Annotated in this window: 14 protein-coding genes; all 14 read left to right on the top strand. The window is 56.9% G+C overall.

Features of this window, described 5'->3' with window-relative positions; all coding sequences use genetic code 11:
• The first annotated feature begins 37 nt into the window (after window positions 1–37).
• The 14 genes from mutS to ACZ5IU_RS15305 all read left to right on the top strand — a co-directional run bounded on the left by mutS (window position 38) and on the right by ACZ5IU_RS15305 (window position 14,084).
• A complete protein-coding gene (gene mutS, locus ACZ5IU_RS15240) occupies window positions 38–2,605 on the top strand; it encodes a DNA mismatch repair protein MutS (RefSeq protein ID WP_464418828.1) in 2,568 nt (855 codons plus the stop codon).
• Window positions 2,602–4,326, top strand: a complete 1,725-nt coding sequence (mutL, locus tag ACZ5IU_RS15245) for a DNA mismatch repair endonuclease MutL (RefSeq protein WP_464418830.1) — start codon at window positions 2,602–2,604, stop codon at window positions 4,324–4,326. Before mutS ends, mutL begins: the two co-directional genes overlap by 4 nt.
• Complete coding sequence (gene miaA, locus ACZ5IU_RS15250) at window positions 4,327–5,286, top strand: tRNA (adenosine(37)-N6)-dimethylallyltransferase MiaA (protein WP_464418832.1); 960 nt, start codon at window positions 4,327–4,329, stop codon at window positions 5,284–5,286.
• Window positions 5,283–6,149, top strand: a complete 867-nt coding sequence (gene ispH, locus ACZ5IU_RS15255; RefSeq protein WP_464418834.1) for a 4-hydroxy-3-methylbut-2-enyl diphosphate reductase — start codon at window positions 5,283–5,285, stop codon at window positions 6,147–6,149. The genes miaA and ispH overlap by 4 nt, the downstream gene beginning before the upstream one ends.
• A complete protein-coding gene (locus tag ACZ5IU_RS15260) occupies window positions 6,146–7,696 on the top strand; it encodes a S1 RNA-binding domain-containing protein (protein WP_464418836.1) in 1,551 nt (516 codons plus the stop codon). The genes ispH and ACZ5IU_RS15260 overlap by 4 nt, the downstream gene beginning before the upstream one ends.
• 77 nt (window positions 7,697–7,773) lie before the next feature.
• Window positions 7,774–8,262 carry a peptide deformylase gene (gene def / locus ACZ5IU_RS15265; protein WP_464421959.1) on the top strand — a complete coding sequence of 163 codons (489 nt, stop codon included), beginning with the start codon at window positions 7,774–7,776 and terminating at the stop codon, window positions 8,260–8,262.
• Entirely contained in the window at window positions 8,259–9,188 is a 930-nt protein-coding gene (gene fmt / locus ACZ5IU_RS15270; protein ID WP_464418838.1) for a methionyl-tRNA formyltransferase, read from the top strand. Before def ends, fmt begins: the two co-directional genes overlap by 4 nt.
• The gene (locus tag ACZ5IU_RS15275) at window positions 9,185–9,946 is read left to right on the top strand and encodes a hypothetical protein (RefSeq protein WP_464418840.1); all 762 of its coding nucleotides are present in this window, start codon (window positions 9,185–9,187) and stop codon (window positions 9,944–9,946) included. The genes fmt and ACZ5IU_RS15275 overlap by 4 nt, the downstream gene beginning before the upstream one ends.
• Window positions 9,947–9,999: 53 nt before the next feature.
• Window positions 10,000–10,215, top strand: a complete 216-nt coding sequence (locus ACZ5IU_RS15280; RefSeq protein WP_464418842.1) for a 4Fe-4S dicluster domain-containing protein — start codon at window positions 10,000–10,002, stop codon at window positions 10,213–10,215.
• Window positions 10,216–10,233: 18 nt separating this feature from the next.
• Window positions 10,234–11,292: a 3-methyl-2-oxobutanoate dehydrogenase subunit VorB gene (gene vorB, locus ACZ5IU_RS15285; RefSeq protein WP_464418844.1), complete on the top strand. Its 1,059-nt coding sequence runs from the start codon at window positions 10,234–10,236 to the stop codon at window positions 11,290–11,292.
• A gap of 17 nt (window positions 11,293–11,309) precedes the next feature.
• Window positions 11,310–12,056 carry a thiamine pyrophosphate-dependent enzyme gene (locus ACZ5IU_RS15290; RefSeq protein WP_464418846.1) on the top strand — a complete coding sequence of 249 codons (747 nt, stop codon included), beginning with the start codon at window positions 11,310–11,312 and terminating at the stop codon, window positions 12,054–12,056.
• Window positions 12,057–12,068: 12 nt separating this feature from the next.
• Complete coding sequence (locus ACZ5IU_RS15295) at window positions 12,069–12,629, top strand: 2-oxoacid:acceptor oxidoreductase family protein (RefSeq protein WP_464418848.1); 561 nt, start codon at window positions 12,069–12,071, stop codon at window positions 12,627–12,629.
• 80 nt (window positions 12,630–12,709) lie between these two features.
• A complete protein-coding gene (locus tag ACZ5IU_RS15300; protein ID WP_464418850.1) occupies window positions 12,710–13,162 on the top strand; it encodes an NUDIX hydrolase in 453 nt (150 codons plus the stop codon).
• A 49-nt stretch (window positions 13,163–13,211) separates the two neighbouring features.
• On the top strand, window positions 13,212–14,084 hold the full coding sequence (locus ACZ5IU_RS15305) for a tyrosine-type recombinase/integrase (RefSeq protein WP_464418852.1): 873 nt from the start codon (window positions 13,212–13,214) through the stop codon (window positions 14,082–14,084).
• Window position 14,085 lies beyond the last annotated feature (1 nt).

Below are 14,085 nucleotides of genomic sequence, written 5' to 3' on the forward strand. Positions count from 1 at the left end.
TCGCGTGGATCTTCCTGAAGGAGTAAAGTCAACCCCGATGCTGGAGCAGTATTTCCATTGGAAGAACGAATACCCCGATTGCCTCCTGTTCTTCCGGATGGGGGATTTCTATGAAATGTTCTTCGACGATGCAGAGGAAGCGTCGAAGATACTTGATATTGCGCTCACGAGTCGGGATCCGGAGCGAGCCGTTCCGATGGCGGGCGTCCCGTATCATTCCGTCGCTCCATACCTCGAGAAACTCGTCCGGGCCGGGAAGAAAGTCGCGATTTGCGAGCAAATGTCGGAACCTGACGGACGGACGCTCGTCGAACGGAAGGTCATCCGGATCGTCACTCCCGGAACGCTCATCGCGGAGGGAACGGATGCCGATCCTCGCCTTGCCGCTCTTTCCAGTCACGGCCCTTCCGTCGCGGTCGCGTTTCTGCACATCAATTCCGGACGACTCGAGGTCGGTTCGTTCCCACGCGCTATCGCGCTCTCCGAAATCGAGGCGTTCAATCCCGGAGAAATTCTCCACGATTCGCGATCCGAAGAGACCGCACTTTCTTCGTCGCTTCGAGGTCGCTTGTTCGTTCCGCGCGACCCGGAACATTTTTTTCCGAAATACGCTACAAGCTGGCTGAAGACGTTTTTTTCGGTCCCGTCGCTCTCCGTTTTCGGCGTGCAGGACGGAGCGCGGGAAGCGGGATGCGCGTGCGCCGTCCTCAGATATCTCGAGGAAACGCAGTTCGGCGCCGTTCGTCACGTGTCGTCGCTGACGCCTCTCCGGGATTCGTCGATTCTCTTCATGGACGCGGCGACGCTCGGAAATCTGGAATTGCTTCCATGCGAACGACGCGGCGGAGAGTCCGGAGAGATTCAGTCGCTATATTCGGTGATGAACCGCTGCCGTTCCCCTATGGGACGTCGGCTCCTGCGGGAGTGGCTTGTCCGTCCGCTGACGGACCTCGAAAAACTGCAACGGCGGAGAGATGCGGTTTCCGCACTCGTGTCCGACGCGTCGCGACTCGATGCGATTCAGAATTTCCTTTCGGGATGCAGGGATATCGAACGATCCGTGGTTCGTCTCTCCTTCAACTCCGGAGGCCCGCGCGACCTTGATGCGCTTCGCGACACGCTCCTCGTCGCGTCGGAGATAACTGAACTCTGCCGGTGTCCCGGCGTTTCACCCTGGTGTCCCGAAACCTCGGCCCTCATTTCCCTCGGGGAAAAGCTCGATGCTGCGCTGGGCGACGATCCGCCGAGAAATTTCGCCCAGGGGGGGATCATACGCGAAGGCTTCGACGCCGAACTCGATTCGTTGCGTGCGATCAGGGATCATGCCGACGAATGGCTTTCGGACTATATCGACAGGGAAAGACGGGCGTCAGGTCAGCCGAAGCTCAAGGCCGGATACAACCGCGTCTACGGATATTATCTCGAACTCGGGAAATCGCAGTCGGCAACGCTCCCGGATTACTACGAACGCAGGCAGACTCTCGTCAACTCGGAACGGTACGTCACCGCCGAGCTCAAGGAGTTTGAAGAAAAACGCCTTCTCGGAGAACAGAAAATCCTCGAACTCGAGGAATCCCTCTCGAAGGAACTCGTTCGCGACGTCCTCGAGCAGATATCCGCAATTCAGTCGTTCGGACGTTTCCTCGCCTCGATCGACGTCCTGTGTTCCTTCGCGCAGGTCGCCCGTGAACGACGGTATGTCTCTCCGATACTGAACGAGGGAAGAGATATCAGGATCCTCGGGGGACGTCACCCCGTCGTGGAAGCCGCGTTTCCGGACCGCGTCTTCGTCCCGAATGACGTCATCCTTGAAACGGACCGGAAGAGGATCGTCATTCTGACGGGGCCCAATATGGCGGGAAAGTCGACCTATCTTCGTATGACCGCGCTCCTGTGCCTTCTCGCGCAGGTCGGCTCGTTCATTCCCGCGGCGTCCGCCGAGATCGGCGTTCTCGATCGAATCTTCACCCGTATCGGGGCGAGGGATGAATTGTCGCGAGGCAACAGCACCTTTATGGTTGAAATGATGGAAACCGCGGGAATCCTGAATACGCTCTCGGATCGCAGCCTCGTCATCCTCGACGAAATAGGCCGCGGAACGTCGACCTACGACGGCATGAGCATCGCCTGGGCCGTTCTCGAATATGTTCACGACGTCACCGCCTGTTCGCCGAAGGTTCTTTTCGCGACGCACTATCACGAACTCACGACATTGACGGAACGTTTCCCGAATATGACCAACTCGTGCATGGAGATCCGGGAAAACGGCGACGGGATTGAATTCCTCCATCGCGTCATCCCGGGAGCCGCGGACCGCTCCTACGGCATCGAAGTGGCACGGCGGGCCGGGCTCCCGAAATGGATACTGAAAAGAGCGTACGAACTTCTCGTCGCGCTCGAGAAGGAACGGACGATTCCGGGCATGGAAGAATCCTGGAAAAAGAAAGGAGAACAGGGAAGCCAGCTTTCGCTGTTCGATTCCGGCGTACGTGGAGTCCTTGAAGAAATCGCGCAGATCGATCCCGATTCGCTGACACCGTTCCGCGCGCTGGAAATTCTGTACGATCTGAATGGAAAAGCGAAATCGGTCCTGGAGTCGACATGACCATTCGGGTGCTCCCGGAAGAACTTGCGTCCAGAATCGCGGCGGGCGAGGTGATCGAACGTCCGGCGTCCGCTCTGAAGGAACTCGTCGAGAACTCGCTCGATGCGGGAGCGAAGCGTATTTCCGTCGCATGCACGGAAGGCGGGAAGAAACGACTCGTCGTCGAGGATGATGGGGGCGGCATCTCTCCGGCGGATCTTTCCGTCGCGATCCAGCGTCACGCAACGAGCAAGATCGCGACGCTCGAGGATCTTGAGAACATTCACACGCTTGGATTCAGAGGAGAAGCGCTCGCCAGCCTCGCGGCCGTGAGCGAACTCGAGATACGGAGCAGGAGAAGGGACGCTCGGCACGGGAGTCTGATACGCGTCTCCGGAAACGCGTCTTCGACGATCGACACCGTGCCGTGCGACTTCGGGACCCGTGTTCAGGTCGACCGTCTCTTCTACAACCTTCCGGCGCGCAGGAAGTTTCTCAAAAGCGTTCTCTCCGAATTCAGAAAATGCCATTCCGTTCTTGCGACCTACGCCGTCGCCTACCCGGACGTCGAGTTTCTCATGACGAACGAAGGGAAAAACGTCTTTTTCTCGAAAGCCGCCGGAGAGAGGCGCTCCGTATTCGAGTGCGTCTGGGGAAGAGGGGATATACGAACTGCGACGTTCGAATACGGAAGCGTCGCTGTCGAGGCATGGCGCCGTCCCGAGCCCGAAAAGAGCCGTACCCAGATCCTGTCGTACGTCAACGGACGTGTCTTCGCCGATCCAATGGTCCGGGCGGCGATTGCCCGCGTCTGCCACGATCCGTCGGGGCAATGGGCCTTTTTCATCGGAATTTCCCCGGAACTCGTCGATGTCAACATCCATCCGGCAAAGACCGAAGTACGCTTCCTCGTGCCGGGAGACGTCTTTGAAGCGATCCGTTCCGTCACCGCGCTTCTCGTAAGAGAGGAACACTCTTTTCCCATTCCTTCAGTACCGGCTGCATCCCTGAAGAGTGTCCCGTTTTCTCCAGGGAACTCCGAACGCGTTTCCGCGCCGGAGCGATCCCTCCATTCCGGAGATTTTCTCTCCAGACGGGAGCCCTCGTCGTTCTTTTCGCGCGTATCGACTCCATGGAAACAGGGAGCTTCCATTGTCGAAGAACCTCGTCGGAAAAGCGTACGTTTTCTCGCACAGAACCTCGGCGGATACCTCGTGTTCGAGGACGGGAACGATCTTGTCCTGATGGATCCGCACGCCGCGCAGGAGCGGGTGCTCTACGAGAAATACAGGAATGCCCGACGTGCGTCTTCGGGAGCGCAGGGAATCCTCGTCAGCCTTCCACTCCCTCCGTCGCTTTCCCTCGAGATCGAGGAAAATATTGACGCGCTCACGTTTCTCGGTTTCGATTTCGAGCGGAAAGACGGGGAAGTCCGCCTGAAGAGAACACCTGCAGGCGTCGGCGGTTCGCCGGAATCGACGCTTCGCGCGGCGCTCGAAGCGATCGAATGCCGTACGGGGAAAGAGCGAGACGATATCGGCGATATCTTCTGGCGTTCTGTGGCAACGATCGCCTGTCACGACTCGTTGCCGCTCGGAAATCGTTTTACCGAAGCGGAGGCCTGCGCCCTGTGGTTCGATCTGGCCCGGTGCGACTCACCCTCGACATGCCCTCACGGTCGGCCGACGACGCTTCGCATCTCCGGCAGACAACTGTCCGAACACTTCGGGAGAGAAAAATAGATGGAACGACACCGCATTGTGGGAGTTATCGGCCCCACGGCCGTCGGAAAGACGGCATTGAGTCTCGAGATCGCCGGGCGGCTGCGGGCGGAGATCGTCTCCGTCGATTCCCGCCAGGTATACAGGTATATGGACGTCGGAACCGATAAGATCCCGCACGACGTCCGACGGCGAGTCATCCATCATCTTCTCGACGTGGCGATGCCCGATGAGATTTTCTCAGTCGCGGATTTCGTCGGACTTTCAGCAGGAATTGCCGAACGCATCGCAGCGCGCGGGAGGAGGGCCCTGTTCGTCGGAGGGACTCCCTTTTATTTCAGTGCGCTCCTCGACAGAACCCTGACGAAGGCATTGCCGAGCGATGAAAAAGCCCGCGAGCGGATCGCCGCATACCACGAAGAATTCGGTTCCGATGCGCTGTACGACCGTCTGAAACAAGTCGACCCCGTCTCAGCGACGCGCCTTCACCCGAAGGATGTCCGCCGCGTCTCGAGGAGTCTCGAGATATACGATGTAACCGGGAAGCCGGCGGCGTGGTGGTACGAGTACGGAGAAAAGTCCGTTCCGCCATTCGACGTTCTGTATATCGGGCTGACCCGTCCGCGCGAGCTTTTGTACGAGGGAATCGAACGGCGCGTTCGCGCACAGTTTGCATCCGGCTTCATCGAAGAGGTCGAATGGCTTCTCGCGAACGGATTCGACGAGCGTTTCCCTTCGATGCAGGGATTCGGCTACAGGGAAATTGCGTGTGCTTTCAAAGGAAAGATGTCGTTCGAGGACGCGGCCGTGTCAGATATCGCCTCGACGAAGTTTTTCGCTCGAAAACAGATGACGTGGTTCAGAAAGTTTTCCCCCGTCGTGTGGTATGATACATCAAGTCATCCCGGTGGCGCGGAGGGCATCGTCGAAAATGTCGTCGGGATATGTGAACGTTTTTTTGAGGAAGGAACACTCCCTTGAGACACGTAGTCGTAGCGAAACCGACCGGGCTCTGCTTCGGCGTCCGAAGGGCCATTGATCGCCTCGAGAATGCCTTGCGGACGGAAGGAACAGTGTACGCTCTCGGAATGCCGATTCACAACCCTCAGGAAGTCGAGCGTCTTTCGAAGATCGGTGCGTTTGTCGTGGAGGTTCCAGCCGATATACCCCGTGGTGCCAAGGTCTTCATCCGCGCACACGGCATTTCGCCCGATGTGTACGCGGAACTGGAGTCGAAGGAATGTGACATTATCGACGGGACCTGCCCCTTCGTGAAGAAGGCGCAGGATCTCGCGCGTTTCCTTTCGGAAGAAGGGTACCACATCGTCATCGTCGGGGACAACGACCACCCCGAAGTCAGGGCAATCCGCGGATGTGTCAGTCCCGGGAACGTTTCCGTCGTGAGCGGCGCGGAGGAGGCGCGGAGTATTGGCAAATTCAGTCGTATTGGAGTAATATCTCAGACGACACAAAAAGAAGAATGTCTCGCCGGCGTCGCCACGTCATTGGTGGCGTTCGTCGACGAACTTCGTGTTTTCAATACAATATGCAAGGCGACGGTCGAACGTCAGCAGGGAATACGCGAACTGGCGCGAAATGTCGATGGTGTCATCGTCATCGGAGGCAGGAACAGCGCGAATACGGGAAAGCTCGTCGATATCGTCCGATCGAAGAATACGGATGTCCTGTGGATAGAACATGCGGAAGAACTTGACGGGAGGTGGCTTGCCGGAAAGCGCAGTATAGGAATTGCAGCGGGGGCGAGTACCCCGGACTGGTTGATCGACCAGTTGAAAACAGCATTAGCGACTTCGCAGGGAGTCAAGGGGGATGGAAGACTATGACACAAGAGGAAATGAAGGACAATCTGAATACCCGGGAAAGCACGACTGAAGAGGAAATGGAGCACGTGGAGGCACCCGTCGAGGAAAGTATGGAGAGTATCCTCAGAAAGTATGGCGACATGGAGGATCTCCACCGAGGAAAGATCATTTCGGGGAATATCGTTGGCCAGGGCGACGACGGATGGCTCGTGGATGTCGGATACAAGTGCGAAGGTTTTCTTCCGGCCCGTGAGTGGTCCCACAAAATGCTCGTCAACGATGCGGAGAAGCCCGAGATCAACGATCCGGTCACGGTAGAGGTCATCAACGTCCGCCATGGCGAAGAAGCACAGCTTCATGTTAGCCGATGGCGCTGTGAGTTCGACAAAAGATGGAACACCCTTGAGGAAAAGCTCTCCCAGAACGACGTGGTTACCGTACGCGGGCTTCGCAAGGTCAAGGGCGGTCTCATGGTTGACTGCTGCTCCCTGGAGGGATTTGTCCCCATTTCCCATCTCGCCGCCGAAGGACGCGGAGTCAATCCCGGCAAATACGTCGGAGAGGAATTCGAAGTCAAGCTGCTTGAGAAGGATCGAAGAAAACGCCGGCTCGTCCTTTCCCGTCGACTCTTGCTTGAACAGGAACTGTCTACCCAGAGGGATTCCTTCTACGGAAACGTCGTCGAAGGCGCGGTTCTCGAAGGCACCGTCAGCAGCATTACCGCGTTCGGAGTTTTTGTCAATCTCGGTCCGATCGACGGTCTCGTCCATATGAGCGAGCTGTCGTGGAAGCGCAACAACAAGCCCAAGGATCTCGTCAAGAAGGGCGATACCGTTACTGTCAAGGTCATCGGAATCGACAGGGAGAACAGCCGTATTTCCCTCAGCATCAAGCAGACACAGCCCGATCCGTGGCTTACCGCAACAGAACGGTGGAAGAGCGGAACTCGAACGACGGGAGTCGTCACGAACGTCACGGACTTCGGAGCCTTCGTTGAGATAGAACCCGGAGTTGAGGGACTCATCCACATCGGAGATCTCTGCTGGGCGAGGATCAAGCACCCCAAGGAAGTTCTCAAGAAGGGACAGGAAGTCGAGGTCGTCGTTCTGGACGTCGACGGCGAAAAGAAGCGCATCAGTCTCGGTTACAAGCAGCTTCATGATCCGTGGGCAAACATCGACTCGCGCTTCAATGTCGGCCAGGACATCACCGTCAAGGTCGTCCGCCTTGCGGATTTCGGAGCCTTCGTCGAGGTCGAAGAGGGCGTGGAAGCTCTCATTCACATCTCGCAGCTGAGTACGAAGCGCGTCGACAAGCCGCAGGATGTCCTTTCCGAAGGACAGGAAGTCATTGCGCGCGTGATCGAGATCAACCCGTCGGAACGAAGGATGCGCCTCAGCCTGAGCGCTCTCGAGGAAGACGAGGGACGGAAGCGACACGAGGAAGAGAAAAAACGCCGTGCGTCAGCTCCAAAGGTCGAGCGGGAAAAGGAAAAGCCCTCTTCCTACCCCGTCGACGAGCAGCAGGTCACGATCGGAGATTTCCTGAAAGACTCCTTCAGACAGTAAATTTTGGAAAACCGCGAGGGCAGGGTCGCACGAACGCGACCCTGCCTTTTGTTTGAGGTGATTGAGCTGTGGAAGAAATGCGTTTACGGGTGTATCCTGATCCGGTTTTAAGGGGATCGACGAGTCGCATTACGGAATTCGATGACGCGATGCGCGAAAGAATCTCCGCCATGGTGAAAATAATGCATGAGAGGGATGGAGTCGGCCTCGCGGGACCGCAAGTCGGTTGGTCCGCGCGGATTGCCGTCGTTTTCGACGGAGAGAAGACGCAGACCCTCATCAACCCTGTCGTCGAATCAGCAGAAGGAGAGCAGGAAGGCGAGGAGGGGTGTCTGAGCTTTCCCGGAATCTTCACGAAGGTGCGTCGCGCGAATAAGGTCACGGTCAGAGCTTTCGACGAATACGGCAACGAGCGCGTTCTGTCTGCGGAAGGGTTCGTCGCTCGGGCGTTCCTTCATGAAATTGACCATCTGAACGGGCGTCTTCTCATCGACACGATGTCCCCGCTGAAGCGGAATCTCGTTCGAAAGAAGATGCGGCGTCTTGAAAGGGAAGAGGACATGTGACGAAGTTCTGGTTCGTCGGATCCGGTTCGTTTGCAGCGGAGTGTCTCTCCCGCCTTTCCCGGGGGATCCGTTTCGGGCTCGTCGTCACCGGAACTCCCTCGGTCGCCGGACGAGGACTCAAGTCGCGACCGACCGAAGTCGACGTATGGTGTCACGACGCTGGTATCGATATTCACCGCACAGAATGCCTTCGGAACGATGCCATCCTGAAGAACCTCCTTGAAGAGGATACCCCGGATCTTCTTCTGGTTGTCGACTTCGGACAGAAAGTCCTTCCTCCCTTCCTCAACCTTCCCCGTTTCGGGTGTTACAACATACATCCGTCACTCCTTCCGCGCTATCGGGGCGCCGCACCGGTACAGCGATCGATTCTCGCGGGCGACAGCGAGTCGGGCGTAACGCTCTTCAGGCTCGTCGAGTCGATGGACGCGGGCCCCATCGTCGCTCAGGAGACGATACCGATTCCCGGGGACACCTGCGCAGGGGAATTCGCTTCGATTTGTGCGAATAAAGGTAGCGAGCTTTTCCTCAATGGTGTAAAATCTATTATTGATGGAACTTGTGAGTTTAGAGAGCAAAATTCTGAATCCGTTTCGTATGCGGCAAAAATTCACAAAGATGAATCTCGTGTCGTGTGGTCGGAACCGTCGGACACGATACACAATCGAGTTCGCGCATTCAACCCGGAACCCGGGGCGTTTTTTTTCCTTCAGGGAAAGAGGGTAAAAGTCTGGCGAACGAGAAAGTCGGAAGGGATGGGAAGTCCGGGAACGCTTCTCGACATCGACAGGGAGGGATTCCCGGTCGTTGCGGCGGGGCGCGGAGGAGTGACCCTGATTTCCGTTCAGCCCGAGGGGAAGCGCACCATGACGGCTTCTGACTGGATACGGGGCATTCGTTTGAACAAGGGGGCGGTTCTGGAGTGATTCCGGATGACATTACCGTTTTTGCCGATCTCATCAAGCTCTATGAATGGCCGAAGACGATCGCCGTGACCGGGGCGCTCGGATCCGGAAAAACCGAATGGGTTCTCAACCTCGCTCTCGGGCTCAAGGCATCGGGACACAACGTCACTATCGCAGACGTCGATATCATCAATCCCTATTTCTGTGTCAGACAGGTTTCCGAAACGCTGAAAGGCAAGGGTTTTTCCATCATCACTCCGCCGGAACACGCCAAGTGGAGCGACATGTCCGTCATCAACGCAAAAGTCGGGTGGGCTCTTTCCTCGGAAAACGGGAGCCTTCTCCTCGATATCGGGGGAGACGCCGAGGGCGCGTTGGCGCTGAAGCAGTTCGAGCCCGAAATCAGGAAGTCCGGCTATCTTCTCGTCCTCGTTGTCAACGCCTTCCGTCCGGTAACGTCCTCAACGGCGCGAATAGAGCAGATGCTCAGAAAGATGGAATCCATCGGAGGACTTCGTGTCGGAGCCCTTATCAGCAATTCTCACCTTATGCAGGAAACGACCGCCGCGCATTGTCTCGAAGGATTGTCCGTAGTCCGGGAAGCCGGTCGCACCCTCGGTCTTCCGGTTCTATACGCAGGGGTCGCGCCGGCGCTGCTTGACGAAGTCCGAACGCTTCAGAAACCCCATGAAGCGATTCCGGTATGGCCCGTTTCCCGATATATGCTTCTCCCGTGGGAGGACGGATGCATCTGGTCGCAGGGTGATCGTCGACAGTGAGTTATTTTCGAGTCTCACGTGTTTCATAAATGCTGGAAGGGGTGGTGCGTGTCATGGCGAAGGGAAGAATCACCGTTCTCGAAGAGTATTGCAAAAGCTGTGGGTTGTGCGTAGCGGCGTGTCCCGTGAAGGTGCTGCGGATTTCTGAACGTATCAACGACCGCGGTCACAGACCTTGTGAACAGTACAAGGAAGGGTGCATCGGGTGCGGCATGTGTGCGATGAGCTGCCCGGATGCGGCTATCGAGGTTTACAGGATCGAAGACTAGCATTCGGAGGTGACATTTATGGCCCGCGTACTCATGAAGGGAACAGAAGCGATTGCTGAAGCTGCTATCCAGGCCGGGTGCAGATTTTTCTTCGGATACCCGATAACCCCGCAGAACGAAATTCCGGAGTACATGTCCGCGCATTTGCCCGAGATCGGCGGACAATTCGTCCAGGCGGAGAGCGAAGTCGCCGCGATCAACATGGTCCTCGGCGGCGGAGCGACCGGATACCGCGTTATGACGACGTCCTCGAGTCCCGGAATTTCCCTGATGTCCGAAGGAATCACGTACATCGCCGGGTCGGAGATTCCCGCAGTCGTGGTCAACGTTATGCGCGGCGGCCCCGGACTCGGAAGCATCCTCCCCTCACAGGCCGACTATCTTCAGGCGACGAAAGGCGGCGGTAACGGTGACTACAATGTCATCGTCCTTGCGCCGAGTACGTTGCAGGAGGCTGTCGACCTCACGCAGCTCGCGTTCGATCTTTCTCAGAAGTATCGTATTCTGACGATGGTCCTCGCGGACGGGTTTATGGGGCAGATGATGGAAGCGGTCGAGATAAAACCGCATCATACCGAAGGCCTTCCGGACAACACCACGTGGGCGCTCGGCTACATGCCTGAACGGGGCGGCAAGAGAAGCCATCTGAAGAGTCTCTATCTGGCTCCCGAGGAACTCGAGGAGCACAACAGGAATCTCCAGAAGAAATACGCCGTCATCGTGGATAGCGAGCGACGTTCGGAGAATGTGATGGTCGATGATGCCGATCTCGTCATCTCGGCGTATGGGACCACTGCGCGTATCGCCCGCTCCGCTCTGACGAACCTGAGGAGCAAGGGATACAGGGTCGGAATGGTTCGCCCGATTTCACTCTGGCCGTTCCCCTACAGCGCATACGAGGCCATTCCGAAATCAGCGAAGGGGATTCTCGTCGTCGAGATGAACTGCGGCCAGATGATCGACGACGTCAAGATCGCGACCAAGTGCGCGTATCCCGTTTCTTTCTACGGGCGTTCCGGCGGCATGTCTCCCTCTGTGAAGGAAATCGAGGACGCATGCCTGAAGATCCTGGGTTAGCGGAAGGGGTGTCTGTGATGAAGGAAGTCAAGGTTTACGAACGGCCGAAATCCTGGATGCCGAACGTCTTCTCGCATTATTGTCCCGGCTGCGGACACGGGATCGCACATCGACTCGTCTGTGAAGTCATCGATGAGCTCGGGATTCAGGACAGGACGATCGGAGTTGCGCCAGTCGGATGCGCGGCGCTGATGTACAACTATATTGACGTAGATTTCTGCGAGGCGGCTCATGGGCGTGCGCCTGCGACCGCGACCGGACTGAAACGCGTCCGTCCCGACAGGGTTGTGTTCACGTATCAGGGCGACGGCGATCTCGCGTCGATCGGAATGGCCGAAATCATCCACGCTGCAAACAGAAACGAAAACATCACCGTGGTCTTCATCAACAACGCGATCTACGGAATGACCGGAGGTCAGATGGCTCCGACGACCCTTATCGGCCAGAAGGCGACGACATGCCCGCTCGGGCGCGACGCGAAGGTGAACGGGTATCCGATTCGCATATGTGAACTTCTGAGCTCCCTGGCGTCTCCCGGATACATCGAGCGTGTCAGTGTAGCTCAGCCGAAGTACATCATCAAGGCGAAGCAGGCGATTAAGAAGGCCTTCCGGAACCAGGTCGACGGCAAGGGGTTTTCGCTTGTCGAAGTTCTTTCGTCGTGTCCGACAAACTGGGGGCTCCGCCCGGTCGAAGCATTCGACTGGACGATTTCGTCCATGATGCCCTATTATCCGCTGGGCGTCTACAAGGACTTCGAGTAGGAGGCTGGAACGATGGCTCCCTTTTACAGAACACTACTTGCGGCGGGATTCGGCGGACAGGGAGTAATGGTTCTCGGACAACTCGTTGCCTATACGGGAATTACCCAGGGGCTTCACGTCACGTGGATTCCCTCGTATGGTCCGGAGATGCGCGGCGGCACCGCGAATTGCGGGGTCATTCTGAGTGAAGACGAGATCGCTTCGCCCGTTGTTTCCGAAGCCGATGTCGTCGTGATCATGAACCAGCCGTCCCTCACGAAGTTCGAGCACTCCGCGAAGCCCGGCGGCATCCTGATCTACAACAGCGATCTCGTGAAATACGATCGCCCGAGGACCGATGTCACCGTTCTCGCCGTTCCGATGAATTCGACCGCTGAGAAGCTCGGCAGCGACAAGGTGGCCAACATCGTAGGTCTCGGGGCTGTCGTGGGAGCATCCGATCTCGTCAAGGAAGATGCCTGCATCGAGACCATAAAGGATAAACTCGGGACGAAAAAGCCCAAGTTCCTCCCGATGAATCTCGAAGCGTTTTCCCAGGGAAAGAGCATCGTTCAGGGACAAAAAAAGGGATAATGACGATGACAGGAGAAGAAACACCTCTTTCCAATACCACCGTATACCGCGGAAAAATACTCAACCTCCGAGTCGATTCCGTGCGGCTTCCTTCGGGAAAGCGTACGATCCGTGAAGTTGTCGAGCATCGGCCGGCGGTATGCGTCGTTCCGCTCGTCAACGATGGAGAGGTGCTTCTGATCCGTCAGTACCGGTACGCTGCGGGAGAATTCCTGCTCGAGGTTCCCGCCGGAATCGTCGAGGAGAACGAGGACTTTCTCGAGGCTGCCCAGAGAGAACTTCAGGAGGAGGTCGGCTTCAAGGGCGAGTTGTCGGAAGTTGCGCGTCTGTACTCCTCTCCGGGTTTCAGCACGGAACTTCTCGTGCTGTTCGTTGCGAGAAACCTTACGCCTTCGCGGCTTGAGGCGGACGACGACGAGTTCATCGAAACCGTCCGAGTCCCGGTTTCGCGTATTCCGGAAATGCTCCGCCACGGCGAAATCCTCGACGGAAAAACATTTTCCGCCCTTTGCTGGCTCCTGAATACTTTGTAGGAGGGGGCAATTCGCCCCCTCCTTTCTTCATTGCGCCATGGATGAAAGAATGTCGCCTTTCAGGGCTTTTCTTCTTTTCGAACGGGGATTGAGCGAGAACACGGCGAAAGCCTATTGTTCCGATATAACTGCATGGTTCCGGTTCTGTGAAACCATGCACCGCGAACCGATACCGCCGGACGAAAATCTTCTTCTCCGTTTCCAGCGATCACTTTCCGAAAAAGGCAAAGCCGCGTCGAGCCAGCAACGGGCAATCGCGTCGATACGGACGTGGATGAATTTTCTCACGCTCGAGGGGATCATCGATGGCGGAGTCCGTCTTCCCGCGCTTCCGTCCATCGGTCGGCATTTGCCTCATATTCTCGGTGAGGGCGAGGTCGTCAGAATCATGGAAGCCTGCTCGGGGTCCGCTTCGCCTTTTCTCGACCTCAGAGACCGGGCTCTTCTCGAAACGGCATACGGGTGCGGACTTCGCGCCGGCGAGCTCTGTTCACTTCGGCTCATCGATATAGACGGAGAGAGTCGGGTGTTGCGAATTCTCGGCAAGGGAGACAAGGAGCGTTCCGTCCCCTTCACGGAAGAGATTTTCCGAAGGATGAACGATTATCTGGAGCGATCCCGTCCTTTTCTTGATGTGAAAAAAAGAAAGGAATTCTTTCTTTCCCGTTCAGGAAACCAGCTGCGACGGGAAGACGTTTGGAGAATCATCCGGCGCCGGGGAAAAAAAGCGGGGATCTCGTCATCCAGGCTCTATCCTCACATTCTCCGTCATTCGCTCGCGACGCATCTTCTCAGGCGCGGAATGGATCTGCGGACTCTTCAGGAAATGCTCGGTCACGCGTCGATAGCTACCACGGAAAAGTATGTGCATTTTGACGTTGAACTTCGGGATATTTATGATACAACTCATCCGAGAGCTTGAG

The organism is Lactivibrio alcoholicus (assembly GCF_055390895.1).

Excerpts from the sequence above, each read along its gene's own strand:
- mutS (WP_464418828.1), top strand. The coding sequence starts at position 38 with ATGCTGGAGCAGTATTTCCATTGGAAGAACGAATACCCCGATTGCCTC.
- mutL (WP_464418830.1), top strand. The coding sequence starts at position 2,602 with ATGACCATTCGGGTGCTCCCGGAAGAACTTGCGTCCAGAATCGCGGCG.
- miaA (WP_464418832.1), top strand. The coding sequence starts at position 4,327 with ATGGAACGACACCGCATTGTGGGAGTTATCGGCCCCACGGCCGTCGGA.
- ACZ5IU_RS15260 (WP_464418836.1), top strand. The coding sequence starts at position 6,146 with ATGACACAAGAGGAAATGAAGGACAATCTGAATACCCGGGAAAGCACG.
- def (WP_464421959.1), top strand. The coding sequence starts at position 7,774 with ATGCGTTTACGGGTGTATCCTGATCCGGTTTTAAGGGGATCGACGAGT.
- ACZ5IU_RS15280 (WP_464418842.1), top strand. The coding sequence starts at position 10,000 with ATGGCGAAGGGAAGAATCACCGTTCTCGAAGAGTATTGCAAAAGCTGT.
- vorB (WP_464418844.1), top strand. The coding sequence starts at position 10,234 with ATGGCCCGCGTACTCATGAAGGGAACAGAAGCGATTGCTGAAGCTGCT.
- ACZ5IU_RS15290 (WP_464418846.1), top strand. The coding sequence starts at position 11,310 with ATGAAGGAAGTCAAGGTTTACGAACGGCCGAAATCCTGGATGCCGAAC.
- ACZ5IU_RS15295 (WP_464418848.1), top strand. The coding sequence starts at position 12,069 with ATGGCTCCCTTTTACAGAACACTACTTGCGGCGGGATTCGGCGGACAG.
- ACZ5IU_RS15305 (WP_464418852.1), top strand. The coding sequence starts at position 13,212 with ATGTCGCCTTTCAGGGCTTTTCTTCTTTTCGAACGGGGATTGAGCGAG.